Below are 23,019 nucleotides of genomic sequence, written 5' to 3'. Positions count from 1 at the left end.
TTTTTTTTCTTGTCCTTAATTTCGCTTTTTCGTTTTATAAATTTCATAATTATAGAATGTATATTCACACAAGGTTTTTCACAAGTTAATTCTTTTAAGTGCTTTGCACTTGACATGCCATAAACTAAAAGTAATTTGTAAAATAAAAGGAGCTATAATGAAAAAATTTATTCTGATGATTTTAGTGGTTTTGCTAGCATCTGTTGCATTTAGCGCAGATAAAGGTCATATATCGCTGACCGCTAAAGTCGAAATTTACGATCCACCAGGTTCTGCAAAAATTGCGCCCATGTTCACGATTAAAGGAAAATATCGCTTTAACGCCTTCCTCGCTGCTACTGGTAGCGGTTCTTGGACTCAATACAACTACAACGATGCAGAAATAACCTATATCCCTATCGCTGTAGATGGTGAGGTGCATCCTTTTGGCATCGGAGTATTTGACCCTTATACCGGTGTCGGTCTAGGTGTTAATTTTCGCCAATATGATTATACAGCAGAACAGGATGACAAAACCGAACTCACAATCGGGGCGGAATTGCTTGGTGGAGTGACATACAAACCCAAAAACCAATTCGGTTTCGAGTTCGATTTTAAATATCGCGTAGAGGATATCGCAAATGCGAACGAAACCGGTTCATGGTCGCTTGGAGGCGGTGTCACTGGAAGTTGGGAAAAAGACCTTTAAACTGGGTAATATCCAAAAATATGAAAACCAAAAGAGGGAATTTCTGTTTCAGAATCCATCGGAAGAGACATTCGGTAGTCGATTTGATGTAACATTCTGATTATTGATTTAATGTCTGATGTCTGCTTTGCTAAAAAGAATATTTCCCCTAATAATATTCGTAATAACGCTTTACGCTTATAAAGCCGATTTTTACCTCTTTTCCGCTGCAGGTTGCGTGGATACGATTCGTGTTAAGTATGAAAATTTTGACTGGGAAGATTACCCAGATTTTGATTTTGCCTTTATAGAACCCGATTCGAAATCCGATTCCTCTTTCTTTCTGATAAAGGGTGTTCCGAAGGGCCAGAAACCCGACTCTTTCCTGTGTTCTTATAGAGCTGATTGGAAAGAAATAATCTCTGGAAACTCTCGGAAAATAATGCTGGGTAAAGAAGATTCTATCGGTATGAATCTTATAACCGCTGATCTGCTTTTTATGGAAGTCCCCGAAGATTCTTTACCTTTCAGGTTTTTTAAACCGGACTTACGTGTGATGGGCGAGCAATGCGAGGTCGATTATATAGACTCGATCAACCGCTCGCCGATATTAGTTTTCAGTGATAAGCACTATCCCACGATCACATGGCTTAGTTACAATGAGGACCCCGAAGAAGTTCGCCTCGAACCGTTGAAATTCGGTTATTTTCGAGCATCATATCGCTATCATTATATCAGGCGTATAAGGGCGATTAGGGCGAAGCCTTGTTGCCGCAAATTGGCGACTTCTAAGACTTGGTGCAAAGTTCCCTTGCTTTTGGACGACGAGTTCAACCAATTCAAGGTGAAAAAATTCGGTTTTTGGAGCAAAAAAATATCATTATACTCTGGAGAAAAAGAATCGCTTCAACTTAAAAAATGGCTTTATTTCAATCCATCGATAGTCTGGGTTGTCGATGATCAGGATGCTTACGGACCTTATCCCTCAGATGTGGTGCTCGGTGTTGATATATCGGGTGCTATTCCGGGGCTTCAAAAAAAAGCAATTTCAGCGGGATTCGATTACGAGATTGTCCTTTCACCATTCCCAACCGCGCTAAAAACCGGAATTACATGGTTTTATGGAGATTTGTGGTCCTCCGAATTATATTACATCTTTGTTCTTGATTCCAATCCATTTCGCCCCACAGCCCATGGATGGATAACTGAACATGAGCTCAGCGGAAAGGTCTTCCTTGGCCGAAATGTATGGAAATACTTCCCTTTTATAATCAAAGCTGGTTTTGGGCAAGGAAAAACATCTGAACCTTCCATTTATAAGATGCGCTTCCTTGAAAACCCGGAGGCAAAATATGCCGAGGGATACGGTCTATATCTTTCGGGAGGTTTTGAATTCTGGTTTTTGAAATCTGCACTTTTAAGACCTACAATCGAGGTTGGAGTAGCATGGGGTAATGGCAAGACTATTTCCAAAAACGGTTTAATTATTTCCAAATCAGATTCCACCGATGACAGAACCTATCCATTTGTGAGATTGAATTTCAAGCATTAAAACAAACAGGGATTGGATTTCACGTATTGGATATTATTATTGAATAGGTGGTTCTTTTACCCCCTTTTCTTGTTAATTCACCTTCATCATTTTTATAAAAGCGCGAACACAGTGAGAAAGTGCCATCAATGTCGATACTTGAATGAATATTTGGTCAGCGTCATCCATTTAGTCACAGGCTTGTGGGCTTTCAATTGCGCTTTAGATTTTATGTATTATAAGCGAGCGAGCCTCATGTCCGCCACTATTCAATAATCGAATTTTATCGCATTTGTGCCTGAGAGGATATTACAAATAGAAAGAATAGCGATAAACAGTTTGATTTTAGGGTCTCGATTGGTTAAATTTAGTAACTTGTATAAATTAAATATGGAGGTTATTTATGTCAGAAAAAGTGTTATTATCGGGGAATGAGGCGGTAGCCCGTGGCGCATACGAGGCCGGAATTAAGGTTGCGACCGCATATCCCGGAACGCCATCGACAGAAATTCTCGAAAATGTGGTTAAATATAAGGATGATATTTATTGCGAATGGGCGCCGAATGAAAAAGTCGCAGTCGAGGTAGGCGTAGGAGCTTCGTATGGAGGTGCAAGGACTATAACCACCATGAAACATGTCGGAGTGAATGTTGCGGCCGATCCTCTGTTCAGCTTCGCATATACCGGTGTCAATGGCGGCTTTATACTTGTCTCGGCCGATGACCCCGGAATGCACTCCTCGCAAAACGAACAGGATAACCGCCGTTATGCCGAATTCATGAAGATAGCCCTTCTGGAGCCTTCGGATAGCCAAGAGGCGAAGGAAATGGTCGCAATCGGTATGGATATGTCTGAGCGGTTTAATACGCCTGTTCTTCTCAGGATGAGCACTCGTCTATGCCACAGTCTCGGCTTGGTCGATCTTAAGGACAGGGTCGAGGTGCCAGTGAAGGATTACAAGCCGGATTTCAAACAGAGGGTTGTTATTCCTGCACACGCGAGAGTTCTCCATGTTGCGCTTGAAAAACGCCTCGCAGAACTCAAGAAATATGCTGAAACAACACCCATTAACTTCGTTGTTGAAGGCGATTATAAATTTGATGGTAAAAAAATAGGTATCATTTCAAGTGGTATTTCTTATCAATACGCTCGTGAAGCTTTTCCGACAGCACGCTTCCTGAAAATGGGCATGTGTTATCCCTTCCCGATTGAACTTTGCAGAGATTTTGCATCCGAGGTTGATGAATTATGGGTTATCGAGGAAAACGAACCTTTTATCGAAGAGAAGCTTAAAGCGGCAGGTATAACCTCTATAGGTAAAGAACGCATTCCAATTACGAATGAGCTTTCGCAAAGAATAGTCCGTGAAAGTATGATCAACCAGAAACAACCCGACAGAATCGATGTTTCCAATCTGCCTCCGCGCCCACCTGTTCTGTGTCCCGGCTGTCCCCATCGCGGTATTTTTTATGTTGCCCATAAGCTCAAGTTCACCGGAACAACCGACATCGGTTGTTATACACTGGGTATGATGCCCCCGTTAGAAATGGGAGAAACCTGCATTTGCATGGGAGCCTCGATTGGAATAGCCCAGGGTCTGGAAAAATCACGAGGTAAAGAATTTGGCAAGAACACTCTAGCATTTATTGGCGATTCGACTTTCATTCATAGCGGTATGACAGGCCTTGCCGAGATAGTTTACAATAAGAGCAACATCACGGTGGTCATACTCGACAATTCGATAACGGCTATGACCGGCCATCAGCAACACCCAGGGACAGGTATCACACTCATGGGAGAGGAATCCCCCAAACTCAATTATCGCAAGTTAGCTGAAGCTATAGGCATCGAGCATATTTTCGATACAGACGCTTTTGATATCGAGAACATAACCGAAATTTTAAAGAAGGTAAAAACCCTCGATGGACCAAAGGTTATTATCAACCGCGGAAGGTGCATTCTTCTGGACATTAAACGCATGAAGATAGTGCCTTTCAAAGTCGATCCTGATAAGTGTATTGCTTGTGGCCAGTGTTTCAAACTCGGGTGTCCTGCAATAAATACCGGCGAGGTCAACGAAAAGGGGAAAAAGCGCGCGGAAATAAATCCGCTTTTCTGTGTTGGCGAGGCATGTGGCTTGTGTTATCAAGTTTGCCCGACAGGTGCGATCGAGCTCAGCGATTAGAAAAAGGCGGGGTATCCCGCCTTTTTCGTTTTCCTAATAATTCCCGTGGGTTGACAAACGGAATGATAAGGAATATACTATTAAAATTAAGCTAAATATCAAGTAAGGAAAAAATGAAGAGATTTATTGTTTTTGCAATCTTTGTAGCTACTGTTTTAATGGCTATCATATCTTGTGCGACAATACCATCCGCTGAACAGATCGAGGCTCAAGAAGTTGCCCGCGCCGAGGCCGAAAAACAACGCAGCGATTCTCTTGAACAGGAGATTAAAATAGCCTTATCTCTTGGTTTGGAATACTATAAAAATAGCCAATATGTTGATGCAATACCACATTTTAAGAGAATAATTAATGACCTCAATCCCGAGGAAAACCGTGCATGGAAATACCTTGCAGACAGCTATTTCCGTATGGATCAACCGGATAGCGCTTTTGCTGTTTATAAAGAGGGAATCTCCAAGTTCCCGGAGATAGGCTATCTCCACCGCGGGATTGCCACATTATTCCAGAGAAAAGCCTCCGAGAATCATGAATATCTCGACAGTGCCATCACAGAATACGCTATGGCCTATAAATTAGACTCCACAGAGTCCTATTCAGCAACTCAGATCGGTCTTATTCTTCTTTCTCGTGGTATGCTCGATTCGTCGGTTGTCTGGTTTAATTATTCAGTTAAGGCAGACGCGGACCAAATCGACACATGGCTAAAACTGGCAGATCTCTATCTTGTGCGTGGTAATTGGGTGGGAGTACGCGAGGCCTATCAAAATCTCACAAGAATCGATCCCTCCAACACTGAGTATATTCTTAACTTAGGGAGGGCGCAGGCAAATACCGGCGAGTATGAAAACGCTGTAGCGACGCTTGATGCATATATCGAAGCGAACCCCGAGGACTCTAAAGGTTATCAATATATGGGTCTTGTTCACACAGCTAAGGGCAAATATGATCTCGCTCAACAGGCTTTTAGAGAAGCCGAAAAACTAGCTCCGAACAATATTAAGCTCCTTTTGGACATAGCAGATACGTATGTCGATATGAACAGTTATTCCTCGGCGAATCAATATCTCAGAAAAGCTAGAAGCTGTGATCCTAAATCATGTCAGGCAATAATTATCGAGGGGAATATTTGTGTTGGCAAGGCTCGCGCCGATGTTCCACCCGAAGGACTTGGCATAAAAGAGAAACTTCGTTTCGAATGCTGCTATGAAATATATAAAAACGCTATTTGCGCTGATTGTGAGCGTGTTGCCGATATCGCACGCATGAAACTACGCTATCTCGAACAGTTCATGCCGACACCCCAAGAGAAGAAGGAGTTCTTCTTTATTCATCCCGAACTCGATGGCAAGATTTGCGATTAGGGTTCATTAAACGGCGGGTTTCACATATGCACTTGTATAAAACACTGTTCTTAACGCTTTTAATTACTGTTCTGCTTTCCGGTTGTTGGACAAGCAAATCGGAGAAACAGTATCTTCTTGCTAGATCCAATTATGAGGCCAGTCTTGCATACAACAGAGAGGGAAAAACTTCTCAAGCGAAAGAAGAGGTCCTTCTTGCTCTCGATAAATACCCCGAGTTTACCGAGGCACACATTCAGTATCAACTCATTCGTGCTCGAGAAGTCGAACCGAAAGTGCTTCTCGAGGAATATGACAGACTCCTTAAACAGAATCAGGGGGAGGCGAAGTTCCATTTTCTTTATGGCAGACTGCTTGCGGAGCTTGAAAAGCAAGAAGCCGTTTATGAAAGGGCACTTCAGCTCGATGACCAAAGTTCATGGGCATATTTTGGTCTCGGATGGGTGGCCTTTAAGCGTAGCGACTATGAAAAATCAGTGGATTATTTTACAAAGGCCATCGAAATCGATCCCGAAAACGCTCTATTCCATAACGACCTTGGTGGTGTATATTATTTTATGGGAATGTTCGAAGAAGCTATCGCTGAATTATCTCTCGCGCGGGAGGTAAATCCTCTGTATCCTTCGGCCTACGCCAATCTAGCTACTGCATATTATCAGCGTGGAGATTTCGATATGGCAGTCAATATGCTCGACGAATATTTGAGGCTTTCGCCATCCGCAGTCGATGCCCCCGAAATTGAGCGGAAGCTGGTTCAGCTCAGGGGAAAATAGATTCTTATGTCCAAAAAAGAGAGCCGATTTCCCGGTAGCACTCTCGGGCTTCTCACCCGTTGGACGGCTATCGCTATTGCTGTTGTGTTTATCGGTTTCAATCTAATTAATCTGTTGCAATATCGAAAAATAGAACCTGCCCTCTCCGGGGGTATGGCGCAAAGACAGATTTTTGAGACTCAGGTTATGGCCTCGGCCATCCGACCGGCGCGTATTCGATCATATAATGTTGATTCCACTGGTCTTTACGCTTCGCTTTTAGTTGAGCAGATCGGAAATTTTTATACGCAGGGTCTTTTCAATTCTATAAGCATACTCGACACACTCGGTAATGTAGTTTTATCGTCTCAATCCGCTTATAAAAAGGGCGATTTCTATCCATTTGTTGAGAGCGATAGGCTTTCTTTTAATAGCGCGCTTTCAGGTATGGCCTCGACCACAGAGTTATATAAGGGTGAGGGCCGGCTTATTAGGGGCTCCTATGCACCTATCGAGGATGAAATTGGCAGAATAAACTGGGTATTAAGTGTTGAGGCCGGCGCCGAATACTATAAGCTTCTGGCAGATCTTCGCCGAAATCTATTATTATTTGGCATTTTTTCCATGTTTGTGGTTGTTGCTGGAATTATAATACTCCTTTCAACTTCTCATATGATGAGGAAGATGGAGCGGAGGTTAATTGATGCTTCGAAACTGGCTTCCATGGGCCAAATGGCTGCGGGAGTGGCTCACGATATAAGAAATCCGCTGGCAATAATCAAAGCATCGACAGAGAGGCTTTCCAAATCATCGACATATGCTCAAAAAGAAATGATCGATTACATTAATGAAGAGATCGCGAGGATAGATAGGACGATAAGCGAATATCTTTCGCTGGCTCGCCCATCGGCTGGAGTTATTTCTCCGGTTGAACTCGGCAGTTTAGTAGAAGAGATTGTTTCAAAATTTGAACCGAGAGCGAGATTAAATTCGGTTGCTTTCAATATGAAACTTAAAGATAAGGTGATGATATTAATTCCTGTCGATGGTGTGAGAAGAGCTGTTTTGAATATAATCAACAATGCAATCGAGGCTATGCCCGATGGCGGAACGATTACAATAAACCTCTTCGTTGAGGAGAACATTGCTAAACTAGTTATATCTGACGAAGGCCGAGGCATCGATTCTCAAATAGCCTCGAAGATATTCGATCCACTTTTCACCACTAAAACTACAGGCACAGGAATAGGTCTCACTATCGCTAAGAAATTTATTAATTCTGCAGGTGGTAAACTCGAGCTTATTGGAAGTAACGAAAACGGTAGCACCTTTGAGATAACATTTCCCTTTCAAAAATAATTTAGCTATTATAAGCCGATATTGGATTAACATATATTTTGCTCAGAGTAACACTGCTCGGGGCGTCGTATCTTTTTATTTTTCGGTTGATTAGAAGAAATGGGGTGTTTACGATAAAAGGCTTGAACTTGGCGCAAAACTTGCCAGTATATCGAATAAGATTAATTATTGATTGGATATTTAAATGAAAAACTCAGTTATATTGATTTTTCTATGTTTAGCTGGAATCCTTTATTCGGACTCGACCGGGATTACACCAGATACCTTGGGTAAAAGGCCGGGGAAAACTAATATTCTTGCTGATTTAGCATCGCCTACAAATATGACGACCGCGAATTCTGTTTTTTCGGATTTTGCACCCTATGTTTCGGCTTCTGGGAAGGAACTATATTACTCGAGTAACCGTCAGGATGAACAAGAGGATTTTTATCTTTCAGAATTTCGCGATAATAGGTGGCACACTCCCGTCTCACTTGGTTCACCTATTAACACTACGGCCAATGAAGGTAGTATGGCCATTTCCGCAGATGGCAACACAATAATCTTTACTGCTTGTGGTAGAAAGGATAGTTACGGGAGTTGTGACCTATATATTTCCGAGCGCGTGGTTGATGGTTGGAGTGAACCTCGCAACCTTGGCAACAATGTCAACAGTAAGGGTTGGGATGGTCATCCTTCTATTTCTGCCGATGGAAATTGTCTGTATTATTCTAGTAACCGCTACGGTGGTTTTGGCAATAGAGATATTTGGTTTTCCGCCAAAAAGGAAAGGGGTTGGGATAAAGCGAAGAACATAGGTTATCCCATCAATAATGCCCGTGATCAAGCCAGCCCTTTCATTCATCCCGATGGCAAAACCATATACTTTTCGAGTGCCGGCCACGGTGGTTTGGGGCTTTTGGACGTTTTTAAGTCAGAGGTTGATTCAAGCGGTAAATGGTCTGAACCTTTGAATCTTGGGCCGCCAGTCAACACTCCAGGTTCGGATTACTTTTTCAGTGTGCCCGCCAAAGGCGACCTTATCTATTTTTCGAGTGACAGGCAAGGTGGCTATGGCGGCTTTGATATTTACAGGCTTCCGCTTTCCGATGCCTTGCGCCCGAAGGTAGTTGCTACACTATCCGGTTCAGTGAGAGATAAAGACACCAAAATGCCCCTTTTTGCGGAAATAACCGTTGAGCGTATTGCCACCGGCGAGGTCCTTGCAACTCCAAAGACAAACCCCGAAACTGGAGAGTTCTTCATTGTTCTTCCGGCTGGGGAAACCTATGGTATTAGTGTTACAGCAGATGGTTACGCCTTCTCCAGCGAACGCTACGATATTCCAGTCGAAGAGGGCTATCAAGAACTAAAGATGGATTTCATGCTTTCTAGGCTTGTGGTCGGTGAAAGTTTCGAAATTCGCAACATTTTCTTCGATTTCAATTCAGACTCTCTAAGGCCAGAATCCGAACCGGAGCTCAAGCGAGCTGTTAAACTCCTCCTAGATAATCCAAAGCTCCGCATCGAGATACAGGGATATGCCGACGCAATCGGAAGCGACGAATATAACCTCTTACTTTCAGAAAGAAGGGCTTTTATTGTCCTTAAATACTTGGTTGATCATGGGATTGAAACCAAGCGACTTCGTGCCGAAGGATACGGCGAATCGATGCCGGTTGCGGATAACGTATCCGAGGAAGGTCGCCAGCTTAATAGACGAACTGAGTTCCACATTATAGGAGACTAAATTGACCGATCGAGCCGAAAGGAATATTATTTACGCCCTTTCGGCGATTACACTTTTATCCGCTTTTGGGACGCGATTCGCATTTTGGGGTGATGAGGCGGGGACTGTTGAAATAATCACCGAAAAATGGAGCGGCTTTTTGGGATGGTTTGTCTCCGGCGAGCCACACCCACCGCTGTATTTTGCGCTCTTGAAGCTATGGGGCGGAATATTTGGTTTTTCTGAATTTAGCTTGAGAGCTCCATCCATTCTGTTTTTTCCTATTGTAGTTATTTTAACCTGGAAACTTGCAGGCCAGCTTGGACTCGGCCGTGTAGGTAGAATCATTTCATCTCTGATAGTGGCCCTACATCCATCGATGTGGATATTTGCGCGAATGGCCAGATATTATCTTTTCACTGAGGCTCTTTTTCTTGCTTCAACCATTTTTCTTCTACGTGCTATAGATAGAGACGGAAAGCTATGGATCATCTATGGAGTTTTCATTGCTCTTGCATTATGGTCGAATTTCACAGTGTATTTGCTTATTCCGATTCATCTCTCGATTATTTTTTTAAAGAATAAAACCAGGATAAAAAACTGGATAATCGTGACTGTCGGCGCCATTGCCCTTTCCCTACCATCGATTTATTTTTTCGCTAGATCGGCGATTAGTTATGCTGAAGATTCGGTTCCATCGCTAAAAAGCGTTGTGATAGGCGTCGGTTTCACAATTTATGATTTTCTTATTGGCGAGGTAAGATATCCTTGGCAAATCTTGACCGCGCTGGCCTTGCTCTCTGCAATTTTTCTTTTTGCTATAGCCCTTAAGAGAAAAACGGCTTTAACCATACTCGTAGCTGGAGCACCACTTCTCTTGGGCGCATTGGTTCTTGCTGTGCTATTTCAAAAACTACCATTCACATATTATCCAGCGCGTGTATTGTTCCTGCTTCCTTGCGTTGCAATAGCCATGGGAATTGGGGCAGAATCTCTAAAGCCTAGGGCTGCTTTTATTACAATACTATTGTTATTCAGTGGTTATATTTGGGGTATCTTTGGGGTGCTATCCGGTAAAGACTACATAAACACAGTCTATGTTTTGCCCTGGCGCGATGTTACATCGAGATTGAAAGAAAGAGAGGTCGAATCTGCGATCTCGCGCGATTGGGGTGCTGTTCATTATTTGAGGCAAGAGATGACAGGTATCCTACTTCGAGATGGACTCGATACCGAGCTTCCCGATGGAAAAGCCGCGCACGTATGGCGTTCAGGAGCTTTCAAACTACTCGAGCTCGATTCGATGGTTCAAGAACGGCTACTATCTGAACGCGGCGCACCTATCGATAGTTTTTCCATTGTTCCCGAAAACGAAAAAATAAAATACTTGAAGAAAATAATTTTGGGATTAGATTCCCCTGATAATATAATAAGTGTTTATATATTCGATGAGAAGGAGAATCCATGTGCCTCGCATATCCCGGGAAAATAGTTTCTATCGACGGCGAAAATGGAGAGGTCGATTTTGGCGGGTTTACAAAAAAGGTGAATCTTATGCTTATGTCCGAGTCTAAAATAGGTGATTTCGTCCTCGTTCATGCTGGGTTTGCAATAGGCACCACGACCGAAGGGGACGCCATCGATACTCTCGACGCTCTACATAAGGTCGATAATGCCTTGAATATCGGCAATCCTAAATAGGTGACCAATAAGTGAATTCTTATGTAAAAAAAGATGAACTTTATATGCGAATAGCCATCGGGCTCGGGGCACGTGGTAAAGGTTCTACCTTTCCAAATCCGCCTGTTGGAGCGATTTTGGTCAAGGACAGTCGGATTATCGGCAAAGGATGGCATAGATATAGAGGCGAGCCGCATGCCGAGATAAATGCTATCGAGGATGCACGCTCTAATAAGAATAATACTGAAGGTGCAACTCTTTATGTAACGCTTGAACCATGTTGTCATTATGGAACAACTCCTCCATGCACAGAGGCAATCTTGAAGGCCGGTATTACCCGTGTTGTCGTTTCTTGCAGAGACGATTTCGACGAACGGGTGTGCGGTATGGGGATTGCCATACTTCGTGAAGAGGGTATTTCGGTCGATGAGGGTGTTCTTGCAGATGAGGGTATGGAGCTTATCGATCATTATCGCGTTCAACGGACCGAAAGACGAGCTTTTCTCACCTTGAAATGGGCTCAAAGTATCGATGGCATGATAGCTACGGCAACAGGTCATTCTCAATGGATATCGGGTGCTAAGGCTTTGAAATTTGGGCATATTCTGCGGACGCATCATGGATCGGTGGCGGTGGGCGCGAATACAGTTACAATGGACAATCCACATCTAAATATTAGATCGGTGGAATCTCATCATAAACCCGCAAGGATAATACTTGTTGGTGGAAGAGAGTTAGCGAGTTCGTTAAATGTCTTTTCCAATGATAGCACTAGGGTATTAGTTATTAGGGATGGAGAATATGTTGGCGATGAGATTCTTCCAGAATTTGTAGAAACACTCTTTGTCCCTCGTGGAAAGTTTTTTTGGAAGAATCTGCTGACTAGCTTGTATGAAAGAGGTGTCGGTTCAGTTTTGCTTGAAGGCGGCGGAAAAGTAATCACGTCAGCACTTAAGGCAAAGGCAGCCGATAAGATATTTATTGCTATTGCTCCGATCTTCATCGGAGCTGGTATCAGTGCAATCGGAGATATTGGAACAAAAGACCTAAATGAAGCTTTGAAACTCGGAAAAGTGAAATACAGAAATCTCGATGATGATATTATAATTTCTGGGTACTCCAAGCGGGATTGATTAATTATTATACACTTAGTTGTAATTCTCGTGAACACAGCCACTAAAAACTGACATTCCAGTTTAATCCATTAATTCACAGAAGGATATAGCTTAAAGAATTAATCTTCATCGATAACCGAATTTTCGTCAAAAGATAGTTCGCCTATGTCTTCAAGTTGTTTAATGATCTCTCTTGCATGCTTGGCTTGTTCTGTAGGCACGACTACCCTCCAACCAACACCATCGGGTTTGATCAAACCAGCATCGCAAAGGTAAGCGGTGCTGAGGAAACTTGTTCCAATAAGATGAGCCTCAATGCCCTCATTTTGAAGTATCTCTTTTATCATTTCACCAAGCGAGCGTAAGGTAACATCGAGTATAACCGTTTCAGGTTCCATATTATTCATTATCCTCCGATTGTTTTGGGATATCCTGTGAAAAAGGGATAGCGGGAGAAGTTGAAATATAAGGTTCGTGGGGCATATCACATGGAGAGGGAATCGAAGGATTAGAACTCCATATAATTTCCTTTAAGGTGTCTGAATTTGAAGGTATTGTTTTCATTGTTTTAATCAATGTAAATTTATTTACATATTGATACAATGTCAATATGCAATTAACAGATTGCATTTGCGTTAGAGTTTGCGATGGATATAATATTTACATGTCGAATGAAAGAGGACATCTTTGGAGGAGAATAAAGCCCTATGTTATGGGTTTTATATTGTTATGGTGGGGCACAATGGTTTTTTTCCTTGTAAAACGTAACATTGTTCCCAGGGTCTCCGATTTGCCGGATTTTAATGTAGTCGAGATGGGAGAATTAATTTCCGAAGATTACTATTCTGTAACTTTCAAGGGCAAGAAAATTGGTTATAATAGTGTTATTAAGCGGAAGCTTCCCAGCGGACTTCTTTATCAGGAGACAAGTTATTATAACCTCACTATCGGGGGGATTTCTCAAGAGATCACAACCGAGGGGCTAATAACTGTAGATGATAGTTTGCGCGCGAAGGTTTTGACATTTCATTTTAGTGGTGGTGGTTACGAAACTAATATTAATGCAATTGTTCGGGAAGACCAACTTCTCGTTGAGATCAACACGCCTTCTGGAAGCCGCAACATTAAACTACCTTTTGATGGTGAAATATATACATCGTCAGTGATACCGGAATTAATAAAGAGACGTGGATTTGAGAGCGGGAGATTTGAGTTGCCTAGCTTCGATCCTATAACCGCCAATTCAAGATCATATAAAGTCGATGTAATAGGCAGGGACCGTTTAAGGCGTTTTGGCGACCGGGATGTCTGGGAGGTTCGCTTATTCTATGGCCCTTTAACCACAGGTTTATGGATTGACTCGACAGGGGTGCTTCTTATGGAGAAGACTGCGGAGGGCTTCATGTCGGTCAGGGAGAACAAAGAAAAGGCGCTCAAGTTCGACCTTCGTCAATCGGCCGATATCGATTTTCTTTCTGAGTTTGCGGTATCTCTTGGAGGTTCGGTCATTGAAAGACCGCGCGATGCTGTGCGTCTGGTTATAAAAATAAAAAATCTTCAAACCGAACTTTTTAACCTAAATGATTTTAACCAGAGATGGGATCCTGACAGCCAGACACTTGTCATCGATTCACGCGGATTCGATGATTCACTTTCCTTTGTTGTGTTAAGTGAAGATACATTGGCCTCGCTGGATATCCAATGTAATGATCGAAGGATAATTTCAGCAGCAGAGAAAATAACGAGGGATTCGAAAACGGATTTTGATAAAGTCAAGGCGATCAACACATATCTTTTTAAAAAGATTGATAAGAACCTCACTGCTTCTATCCCAAACGCCGTGGAAGTTTTACAAAAAATGCGTGGAGATTGCAACGAACACACTATTTTATTTGTCGCTTTAGCAAGAGCGATAGGTATTCCAGCTCGTATGAATGTCGGGCTTCTCTATCTCGATGGATATTTTTATTATCATGCATGGCCGCAGGCTTATATCGACAGCGCATGGCACACATTCGATCCAACCCTTGGACAGAGCCCCACCGATGCTGCTCATATTAAGCTTACTTCTGGGAATCTCGACCAGATGCTTGCCCTTCTCAGGTTTGGTGATGCACGCCTTTCTTTTATCGATGTCGAATATGAAGGAGAAGAAATTGAACAACGATAATCCCATGATCAAAATCATTGGTGTTTCTAAAAAGTATATTAAAACACTGGCGGTTGATAAGCTCGATCTAACCATAAATAGAGGCGAGTTTTTCGGTTTTCTTGGCCCTAATGGTGCCGGCAAAACGACTACTATCAAGATGATCACCGGTCTTTCAAAGCCCACTGATGGTAGTGTTTTTATTAAAGAAATTAACATCCAGGAGAGACCCGAAGAAGCAAAAAAGAATATGGGTTATGTCCCCGACTCTCCATATATCTATGATAAACTTACCGGCCATGAGTTTCTCAATCTTGTTGGGGGTTTATACGATATGCCTAAAGAGCTTGTTGAAAGCCGTATCGAGTGGCTTTTTGATCTATTCGGTATCGAGGGATGGGGAGATGATTACGCGGGGGAATATTCCCATGGTATGAGGCAAAAAATAGTTATGGCATCAGCGCTTCTTCACGACCCTGAACTTATTGTTATCGATGAGCCTATGGTTGGTCTCGATCCGCAATCACAAAGGCTGGTGAAAGATATTTTACTGAAACTCGTCGAGCGCGGAACCACAATATTCATGAGCACTCATACTTTGAGTGTTGCAGCAGAATTATGCTCGCGGATCGGCCTTATTTCAAATGGAAAGTTGATTGAAACCATTTCAGGAATCTCAGTGGAGGACCTAGAGGCTCGCATTTTAGAAATGACCGGTGGAGAAAGGGCAGTATTTTTCCCAGAGGACAGATAGAGGATTATTTAATTGTTAAATCTCACAAATAATATTTTGATTATTTATCCAAATATTTTAGTTTGTTTATTAGGCTCGATTTTTTTTGTAGCGTTTATCCTTATATCACAGATTAAACATATCATTTTTCCTACCCTACTTGTGATATTCTTCCCCTCGAAGGATGGTCATCGCGCGGTAAACTTGTTCGGAGAGAACAGTTAAAGCTATATCATGCTGGAATGTCATTTTTGATAAAGACAATATCAGGTCTGCGCGGGATTTAAGTGAAACCGAGAGGCCATAAGCACCACCAATAAGAAACACTACATTGCGAGCGTCTAATTCTATATTGGATAATTTTTTAGCGAATTCAATTGAATCTAATTTACGGCCTTCTTCAGAAAGTGCGACAATGAAATCTTTCGCCTCGACTTTTTCAAGCAGTCTTTTTGATTCGAGTTCAATCGTGGCTTCAGGAGGAAGGTGTTTCCCCTGTTTAACGGACACAATTTTAAATTGTGCGTAATAGCCAATTCTTTTTGAGTAATGCGCAATAAGGCTAGCCACCTGCTCATCCGGTTTGCCAACTATGATGATTTTGAGCTTCACTCTCCTATGATTTTAATCGAGCGGCTCGAACCGATTCGCGTAGCCCCTGCGCGGACCATAGAAAGAGCTTTCTCAAAATCGCCAATACCACCGGAGGCTTTAATGCCAATCTCATCTCCTATGGTTTGGGACATAAGCGAAATAGCCTCAACTGTGGCACCACCACTGGCAAAGCCTGTGCTAGTTTTAATATACGAAGCGCCCGCAGACAAAGAAACGGTGCTGGCTTGAACGATTTCTTCTTCGGTGAGGAGCGATGTTTCGAGTATAACTTTAACGAGTATATTTTCGGCTGTCTCGACAACCTGCGCGATGTCCTGGAATACCTCGCGCCAGTTGTGCGCTTTCACCTGCCCGATATTGATTACCATATCGATTTCATTTGCTCCAGACTCGATACATATACGAGTTTCCTCGGCCTTAACTATCGACATATTAGAACCAAGAGGAAAACCTATTACTGTGCAAACTAGTGTAGATGAATTTTCTAGATTCTCAGCAGCTAATGGCACCCAGTAGGGATTGACGCATACGCTGGCAAAACCGTATTTAGCAGCCTCTTCGCAAAGCCTAATTATATCTTGCTTTGTAGCCACAGGTTTTAATAGCGTATGGTCTATAAGTGGTGCGAGATCACGGGGATTTTTAACGAATCTACAATGGTCACGTCTTGCCATTTCGGATTCCACCCACGATGGTGAAAGCGGCTTTTGTAATTTTTTATATTCAATCTCGGTTTTAGTGAATTCCACTAATTCGTAGAGTCTTTTTTCATCCATTGCGTTCCTCGCTTCAGTCGCAGTTATTTGTTGTATCCCATATACCTCTATCTGCGTTCATAGCCTCGGTTTCAGCCTGTTCAAACTGCAATTCATAATCACTTCGCACCGGAAAGCTATCCCAGTCCTCGCTCCAGCCAGCTCTGCATATCTCGATATTAAGACAAGTGCTACCAGGCAGAATATGAACGAAGGCGAGAGTTCGGCCATAAATATCTAGTGAATCACCAACAGGGATATTATACACTAGATAACATCGTTTCCCCAGCGCAGAAGTCTCGGTATATTCTGTCGCTTCAACAGCACAAGGTTCTGGCGTGCTACCATAGTTCATCTCAGGAGTGTCGATACCCACAAGACGAATAGTCTCGGCATTGTCTAGCTCGATGGTATCTCCATCTTTGACGTCGACGATAAGGTAGGTTGTGGAATCATCATTACCACCATTGCTTGATGGAGGATCAGAACCTGCTGCTCGGTCACATTGTATAGAGGTTAAAGCAGACGCCAATATTAATATGAAATAAATTTTCCTAATCATGATGTATTAAGTATAAACGTCCAGTCGATAAAAAAAAGGAAAATATTTAATAAAACACCCCCCAAGTGGCGTTTGCCTATGCTATGTAAAAAAAGAGGCCGTCCTAAGACGACCTCTTTTTGCTCATGGGCAGGATTTTTCGGTCCATGTACTGAAAAAATCAGGCATATAATATCTAATTTCTTTGAGCTTTCAGCATTCGATATCGCGGAATCTCTCGCACAGTATTACTCCGTGCGCCCCGAAGGGCCCGTTTCTCTGTGTGCCGGGTTGCACCCTATCGATGGTCCGGCTCGATTGTTTTGCCTCCGAGAGAGCTAATTTTCATAGCTATTCGGGACCAAACAGCCTCACCAGAAGAATTTCAGGATCAAGGCCTATTTCCATTGCTTCGATTCGGTTTACCCGTTTCGAACCTCTAGGGTGGATTTGACCGTAACCATAGGGATGTTTTCCGTTAAATCTCCGCGTTACCAATCGTAGCTTTCGCCCGATTCCTTCCATAGGAAGGGCGGATATCTAGCGAACTACATCCTATAACCGCGCTGGAGTTAAAATCTTGCGTTGCCTTTAAAGGCAAACCCATAAGGGCTTCTAACCCATTACGCACCGTTGTTATAAATCTGCATCATGCCACATGTCGCGCTAAACGCGCTCAATGGCCTCACAAGACTGGCTCTACGCGTTGCCTCGAAAGAATTGCTCCTTTCTCTCTTCAATTAAGAAGGGTGTTTTGCCACTCTAGTGCCAACCCTACCTCTATAAACTACCCGAAGGCATTTATATAAAGAGCAGGATCGTTCAGGAATTGCCTTACGGTTTTCCCTGAAGATGCAAACCGAATTTTCATGGTTGTTAAACCACTCCCAGAAGGATTTAGAAAATTCACATCGGTTGCCGTTCGATAGTGCCGTATCACCTTTGCATTGCGGGTTTTTCTCCCGTTCACCCCGAAGGGCAGTGAATTCGTTTCCTATCAACTAGAGAGACCTTCTTCTCTCACGACCGGCCGAATTCTTCGGCCATCTAATCGGTCGACGATGGCTTTCCTGTTCATCCTTTCGAACGAACACCCCGAAGGGTCAAGCCGCCGATAAAGTGCAGTTTGCTCAATAGCACTGGGTTCCTTAGTCCGTTTTCAATGTGCCGGTGGGCAACTCCCACGAGCAACCTTTTGGGTCGAGTTTCTTGGAATGAGAGTCCTTCTCCGGAAGAACCGAAAAAGTCCTTTTTTCACTCCTCGTAACCTCGTTTTCAAAGATGCCTTATTCATCTTCCCGAAGGCAATACTAATATATTGGCGAAAAATATTTTCTCAAGAATTTTTCAGAAATACTTTTTTAAGCGAATTGGCAGATAGCCATATCATAATGATATAAAAGGAGATACAAGAAATTATTTTGTATTGTGAAAAACATCACAAACACGCTTATGGCCTAATAGAAACAATACGACCTGAAAAGGGATTCAGCGCAATGTTGATAAGCTAATAATATCATGATTGTCAATGAATTAGACTGTGCAAAAAAGCGTTTTTATAACACCAATAATAACTTGACGAATAATTATATAGTGTTATAAAATTGGCAAAAAATGGGCATTTAGTGGTTTTTTTCTCAATTGAAGTCTCTTAAGGTTCTCTCTCGAATCTCTCGATCAAGCTCCAAAATACCATCGATATTGAGTTCTAAAGATTTATTGTGTTTGGTCAAGGCGCGGTTAACAATGCGTGCGATTTCTGAAAAGCGAATTTTGCCCTCCAAAAATAATTTAACAGCAGCTTCGTTAGCAGCATTTAGAACACATGGAGAAGAACCACCAGCCTCAAGCGCATCATAGGCAAGAAGCAGCGAAGGAAATTTTAAATAGTCCGGCTCTTCGAAGGTTAATTTGCGCAATTCGGCAAGGTTTAATATCGGAATAGGGGATTTAGTTCGTTCGGGATATGTGAGGGCATATTGAATCGGCAACCTCATATCTGGGTAGCTAGCTTGAGCTATTTGTGAACCATCAACATATTCGACAATACTGTGAATTATACTTTGCGGATGGATAAGCACATCAATTTGCGATGGAGGAATATCGAAAAGCCATCTTGCTTCGATTACCTCGAGACCCTTGTTCATCATAGTCGCTGAATCTATTGTTATTTTTGGACCCATTTTCCAATTCGGATGTTTCAAGGCTTCCTCGACAGTAACTGAATCGAGGTCAACCTCTTTCCCGTGAAATGGCCCTCCTGAAGCTGTAATAATGAGCCGCCGAATCTCTTTACCTGCTCCAGCCAATGAGGCCTGAAGCAAAGCCGAATGCTCGCTGTCAATAGGGATTAGCTCGGCGCCCTTCTCACGAACTAAAGGCATGAGTATTTGTCCTGCAATAACGAGAGATTCCTTATTGGCAGTGCAAAGGCGAACCCCCGAGCGTATAGCGGCCATAGACGGCATCAATCCTGCGGATCCCACAATAGCATTTACGACAATATCCGCTGACTCCCTTCTTGCAAGTTCTTCGACACCTTTCGGTCCGGCGAGTATCTCCGGCCGATAGTTGCCTAATAGGTTCTCATACTCTTTAACTGCGGTTTCATCGGCTATTGCTACAACTTTGGGTTGGAAAATTTTAGATTGGGCGGCAAGGATTTCTGCCTCATTCAAAGTTGCAAGGCCATATATTTCGAAACGCTCAGGAAGTCGAGATACGATATCCAAAGTTTGAGTTCCTATTGACCCGGCCGAACCTAGTATTGTTATTTTTTTCATAATTAACCTCTCTTTCTAACAAAATACCAAAATCACTCCTAACTCGCAAGTTCTATCCCAAGTTATATTTATCGAGCCGGAGATTCCAAGGCTCAAGGCCTCGGACCACGGACTGAGGTGGGAACCATGCGAGTGATTTGTATTTTGGAGAAAAAAACTATGATTGAAATTGATTTTTTATATGTCTCAGTAAAGAAACCAATAAATTGGCCTTTACAAATGGTTAGTAATGCCTATATATTTTATATTATGTTTTCTCGCATCATAACAGCTGCACTTTATGGAATTGATGCATACCGTGTCGATGTCGAAACGGATGTTTCAGCTAAATTACCATCGTTTAATGTAGTAGGTTTACCAGATAGCGCTGTTAGGGAAAGCCGCGAAAGGGTTACGAGTGCTATCAAGAACGCTGGTTTTCCATTCCCCCAAGGTAAAATAACGCTTAACCTCGCTCCTGCCGATATTAAGAAGGAAGGTAGCTCTTTCGATTTGCCAATAGCACTGGGATTACTTCGCGCAATAGGTGTGGTTACCGGTGATTATATTAATGGCTTTTTTGTTGTAGGAGAGCTGGGTCTCGATGGTTCTGTGGCGCCAATAAAAGGGATGTTACCTATCACCATTTTGGCTAAGAAGGAAAAAGCCGATGGCATAATCGTTCCAATTAGAAATGCTAGAGAGGCGGCAATAGCACAGGGGCCGCCTGTATATCCTGTTTCTTCACTCAAAGAAGCCGTCGATTTTATCTGCGGAAATCTTGACATCGCACCATTCAAGTCCAGTGTTCAGGATATTTTTAAGACTGCAGGCGCATATACCGCAGACTTCAGCGATGTTCGTGGACAGAATCATGTTAAAAGAGCACTCGAGGTTGCAGCTGCGGGTGGACACAATGTGCTTATGATTGGACCTCCAGGCTCTGGTAAAACCATGTTAGCAAGAAGATTCCCTTCTATACTACCCCCGCTTTCCATCGAAGAGGCTCTCGATGCTACGAAGATACATTCTGTTGCCGGAACTCTTCCCGGAGAAACCGCACTCGTTGCGACACGGCCATTTAGGGCGCCTCACCACACTATATCGGATGCGGGCCTTATTGGAGGAGGAGCATACCCACGCCCCGGAGAAGTTTCACTTGCACACCATGGAGTTTTATTTTTGGATGAGCTTCCTGAGTTCAAAAAAAATGTTCTCGAGGTAATGCGTCAGCCCATGGAAGATGGTTATGTTACAATCGGAAGAGCGGCGATAACATTGACCTTCCCCTCTCAATTCACTCTTGTATCAGCGATGAATCCATGCCCTTGTGGGTATTTTGGCGACCCTTATCACGAATGCACTTGCACGCCTTCACAAATACAGAATTATGTTGGGAGAATATCTGGGCCACTTCTAGACAGAATAGATATTCATATTGAGGTTCCTGCCGTTAAATACAACGAACTTTCCGGCCCGAGTTCGGGCGATCATTCTGACACAATTCGAGAGAGAGTATCGCAAAGCAGGCTTCACCAGCAAAAGAGATTTACGGATGTTCCGGGGGTTTTTTGTAACGCTCACATGAACACAAAACTCATTAGAGCCTTCTGTCAACTCGATGAACCTTCAGAAGCGCTACTAAAAATGGCGATCACTAAACTTGGTCTTTCTGCTCGTGCATATGATAGGATTCTCAAGCTATCTCGGACTATCGCCGATTTAGAAGATTCCCCTGAAATTGCGCCACATCATGTTTCAGAAGCTATTCAATATAGAAGCCTCGACCGGAAATATTGGCACGGCTCATAATTATCCTTTACACTAATCCGGTAGTCAAGAACTGCATTATGGCTTTTTGAATATGAAGTCTGTTTTCTGCTTGATCGAAAACTACACTTTGCGGTCCGTCTATAACCTCATCGGTAATCTCTTTGCCTCTTTCGGCAGGCAAGCAGTGAAGAACAATAGCATGCGGTGAAGCATGTTTGAGTAATTCCGCGTTAATCTGGAAATTGCCGAGTTGTGAAGCTTTCTCAGTGGCCTTTTCTTTTTCACCCATGCTTGCCCAAACATCTGTATATATAACGTCGGCACCGTTAACCGCTTCTAATGGATCATGTGTAAGTGTTATTTTGCTCAATCCTGCAGTTTGTGCGCCAGCCAGAATGTTGGTATCTGGATGGGTATTTGTGGAGGTTCCAATCCGAAGATCGATCTTGATTTTTTTTGATAAATTCAACCAACTGTTTACAATATTATTCCCATCACCAACATATGCTATTTTAATTCCGTCGATAGAGCCATGATGTTCCATTATAGTAAGGGCATCACCCATAATTTGGCAAGGATGAAGTAGATTAGTGAGTGCATTGATAACAGGCATATCGGCATATTTTGCTAATTCTTGGACTTCGGGTTGGTCGAAAGTGCGAATAACTATAAGTGAAACATAACGCGATAATACTTTTGCGATATCATGGACCGATTCTCTTTTTCCCATCCCGATTTCCGCATCGGAAATAACTATTGGGTGGCCACCAAATTGATATATGCCAACATCGAAACTTACTCTTGTTCTGAGGCTTGGTTTGCGGAATATCAGTGCAACTGATTTTCCTTCGAGTGGCTTTCTATTATCACCCCAAGTTGTCATATGCTTTAGAACTTTTGCACCGGCAAGGATGTCTTTAACTTCTTTGGCGTTTAGATCGTCGATTGAGATAAAATCGCGTTTCATTCTAACCTCACGAAATAGGATTTATTATTTTTAAGAATTTTAAGTCTAATACAATTTATTATAAAATCAAGTTAAATCGTGAATAAGCAGAGGCTACGGGATTATAATGTCATTTTTCTCACCCTCCTCCGTCGCTGTCACGATTTTTGCTACGGTCGATAAGGAATAATTTTACATGATTTTCGACCGCAAAAATCCCATCCCTTCCACCACTCTGTCACGAAATTTGCAGAGGGGCAAATTGCGCGCCATCGACCCACCCGCGCCATCGAGCGGTCATTTATTTTCAATGCACGTCATCCTCCCAACAACGCCCATTTTAGCGGGAGGGTCTAAGCCCCTCCCCTACGGAATTACACATTA

At 42.8% G+C, this 23,019-nt stretch carries 21 protein-coding genes; 13 read left to right on the top strand and 8 right to left on the bottom strand.

Translation table 11 applies throughout. The annotated features are described in order from the left end of the window. The first annotated feature begins 157 nt into the window (after nt 1-157). The 10 genes from KAH81_07585 (at nt 158) to ribD (ending at nt 12,379) form a co-directional block, all read left to right on the top strand. Entirely contained in the window at nt 158-688 is a 531-nt protein-coding gene (locus KAH81_07585; protein ID MCK5833516.1) for an outer membrane beta-barrel protein, read from the top strand. Between the two features lie 118 nt (nt 689-806). Next, entirely contained in the window at nt 807-2,219 is a 1,413-nt protein-coding gene (locus KAH81_07580; protein MCK5833515.1) for a hypothetical protein, read from the top strand. A 382-nt stretch (nt 2,220-2,601) separates the two neighbouring features. Continuing rightward, a complete protein-coding gene (gene iorA / locus KAH81_07575) occupies nt 2,602-4,383 on the top strand; it encodes an indolepyruvate ferredoxin oxidoreductase subunit alpha (protein MCK5833514.1) in 1,782 nt (593 codons plus the stop codon). 113 nt (nt 4,384-4,496) lie between these two features. Continuing rightward, nucleotides 4,497-5,747 carry a tetratricopeptide repeat protein gene (locus KAH81_07570; protein ID MCK5833513.1) on the top strand — a complete coding sequence of 417 codons (1,251 nt, stop codon included), beginning with the start codon at nt 4,497-4,499 and terminating at the stop codon, nt 5,745-5,747. 26 nt (nt 5,748-5,773) lie between these two features. Continuing rightward, nucleotides 5,774-6,520: a tetratricopeptide repeat protein gene (locus tag KAH81_07565; GenBank protein MCK5833512.1), complete on the top strand. Its 747-nt coding sequence runs from the start codon at nt 5,774-5,776 to the stop codon at nt 6,518-6,520. Nucleotides 6,521-6,526: 6 nt separating this feature from the next. Further along, nucleotides 6,527-7,858 (top strand): hypothetical protein, encoded by a 1,332-nt coding sequence (locus KAH81_07560; GenBank protein MCK5833511.1) that lies wholly within the window; start codon nt 6,527-6,529, stop codon nt 7,856-7,858. Between the two features lie 184 nt (nt 7,859-8,042). After that, nucleotides 8,043-9,587, top strand: a complete 1,545-nt coding sequence (locus tag KAH81_07555) for a PD40 domain-containing protein (protein MCK5833510.1) — start codon at nt 8,043-8,045, stop codon at nt 9,585-9,587. A gap of 1 nt (nt 9,588) precedes the next feature. Continuing rightward, entirely contained in the window at nt 9,589-11,058 is a 1,470-nt protein-coding gene (locus tag KAH81_07550; protein MCK5833509.1) for a glycosyltransferase family 39 protein, read from the top strand. Further along, complete coding sequence (locus tag KAH81_07545; protein ID MCK5833508.1) at nt 11,031-11,267, top strand: HypC/HybG/HupF family hydrogenase formation chaperone; 237 nt, start codon at nt 11,031-11,033, stop codon at nt 11,265-11,267. Before KAH81_07550 ends, KAH81_07545 begins: the two co-directional genes overlap by 28 nt. A gap of 11 nt (nt 11,268-11,278) precedes the next feature. Further along, nucleotides 11,279-12,379, top strand: a complete 1,101-nt coding sequence (ribD, locus tag KAH81_07540) for a bifunctional diaminohydroxyphosphoribosylaminopyrimidine deaminase/5-amino-6-(5-phosphoribosylamino)uracil reductase RibD (GenBank protein MCK5833507.1) — start codon at nt 11,279-11,281, stop codon at nt 12,377-12,379. Between the two features lie 101 nt (nt 12,380-12,480). Here ribD and KAH81_07535 read toward each other — a convergent pair whose 3' ends face one another. Continuing rightward, complete coding sequence (locus tag KAH81_07535) at nt 12,481-12,768, bottom strand: DUF2007 domain-containing protein (protein MCK5833506.1); 288 nt, start codon at nt 12,766-12,768, stop codon at nt 12,481-12,483. Then, entirely contained in the window at nt 12,761-12,925 is a 165-nt protein-coding gene (locus tag KAH81_07530) for a hypothetical protein (protein MCK5833505.1), read from the bottom strand. Before KAH81_07530 ends, KAH81_07535 begins: the two co-directional genes overlap by 8 nt. A 46-nt stretch (nt 12,926-12,971) precedes the next feature. On the opposite strand from KAH81_07530, the gene KAH81_07525 reads away from it, so the two are divergent. Together KAH81_07525 and KAH81_07520 are read left to right on the top strand one after the other, a co-directional pair. After that, entirely contained in the window at nt 12,972-14,531 is a 1,560-nt protein-coding gene (locus KAH81_07525; protein ID MCK5833504.1) for a transglutaminase domain-containing protein, read from the top strand. After that, nucleotides 14,518-15,264, top strand: coding sequence for an ABC transporter ATP-binding protein (locus KAH81_07520; GenBank protein ID MCK5833503.1), 747 nt, complete (start codon nt 14,518-14,520; stop codon nt 15,262-15,264). The genes KAH81_07525 and KAH81_07520 overlap by 14 nt, the downstream gene beginning before the upstream one ends. Nucleotides 15,265-15,399: 135 nt before the next feature. Here KAH81_07520 and KAH81_07515 read toward each other — a convergent pair whose 3' ends face one another. From KAH81_07515 to KAH81_07495, 5 genes are all read right to left on the bottom strand, one after another. Then, nucleotides 15,400-15,855 (bottom strand): 23S rRNA (pseudouridine(1915)-N(3))-methyltransferase RlmH, encoded by a 456-nt coding sequence (locus KAH81_07515; protein MCK5833502.1) that lies wholly within the window; start codon nt 15,853-15,855, stop codon nt 15,400-15,402. Then, nucleotides 15,852-16,532, bottom strand: coding sequence for a deoxyribose-phosphate aldolase (gene deoC / locus KAH81_07510; protein ID MCK5833501.1), 681 nt, complete (start codon nt 16,530-16,532; stop codon nt 15,852-15,854). The genes KAH81_07515 and deoC overlap by 4 nt, the downstream gene beginning before the upstream one ends. Before the next feature lie 115 nt (nt 16,533-16,647). Continuing rightward, entirely contained in the window at nt 16,648-17,175 is a 528-nt protein-coding gene (locus tag KAH81_07505; GenBank protein ID MCK5833500.1) for a thermonuclease family protein, read from the bottom strand. A gap of 457 nt (nt 17,176-17,632) precedes the next feature. Then, nucleotides 17,633-17,785, bottom strand: coding sequence for a hypothetical protein (locus KAH81_07500; protein MCK5833499.1), 153 nt, complete (start codon nt 17,783-17,785; stop codon nt 17,633-17,635). A gap of 1,006 nt (nt 17,786-18,791) precedes the next feature. Continuing rightward, nucleotides 18,792-19,937: a 1-deoxy-D-xylulose-5-phosphate reductoisomerase gene (locus tag KAH81_07495; GenBank protein ID MCK5833498.1), complete on the bottom strand. Its 1,146-nt coding sequence runs from the start codon at nt 19,935-19,937 to the stop codon at nt 18,792-18,794. Between the two features lie 249 nt (nt 19,938-20,186). Between KAH81_07495 and KAH81_07490 the strand changes: the two genes are divergently transcribed. Continuing rightward, nucleotides 20,187-21,728 (top strand): YifB family Mg chelatase-like AAA ATPase, encoded by a 1,542-nt coding sequence (locus KAH81_07490; GenBank protein ID MCK5833497.1) that lies wholly within the window; start codon nt 20,187-20,189, stop codon nt 21,726-21,728. A gap of 7 nt (nt 21,729-21,735) precedes the next feature. Here KAH81_07490 and argF read toward each other — a convergent pair whose 3' ends face one another. After that, the gene (gene argF, locus KAH81_07485) at nt 21,736-22,656 is read right to left on the bottom strand and encodes an ornithine carbamoyltransferase (GenBank protein ID MCK5833496.1); all 921 of its coding nucleotides are present in this window, start codon (nt 22,654-22,656) and stop codon (nt 21,736-21,738) included. Nucleotides 22,657-23,019 lie beyond the last annotated feature (363 nt).

Source organism: bacterium (assembly GCA_023145965.1).
Taxonomy (GTDB): domain Bacteria; phylum UBP14; class UBA6098; order UBA6098; family UBA6098; genus UBA6098.
Note: the sequence above shows the minus strand (reverse complement) of the source record. Positions and strands in the feature narration are given on the sequence as shown.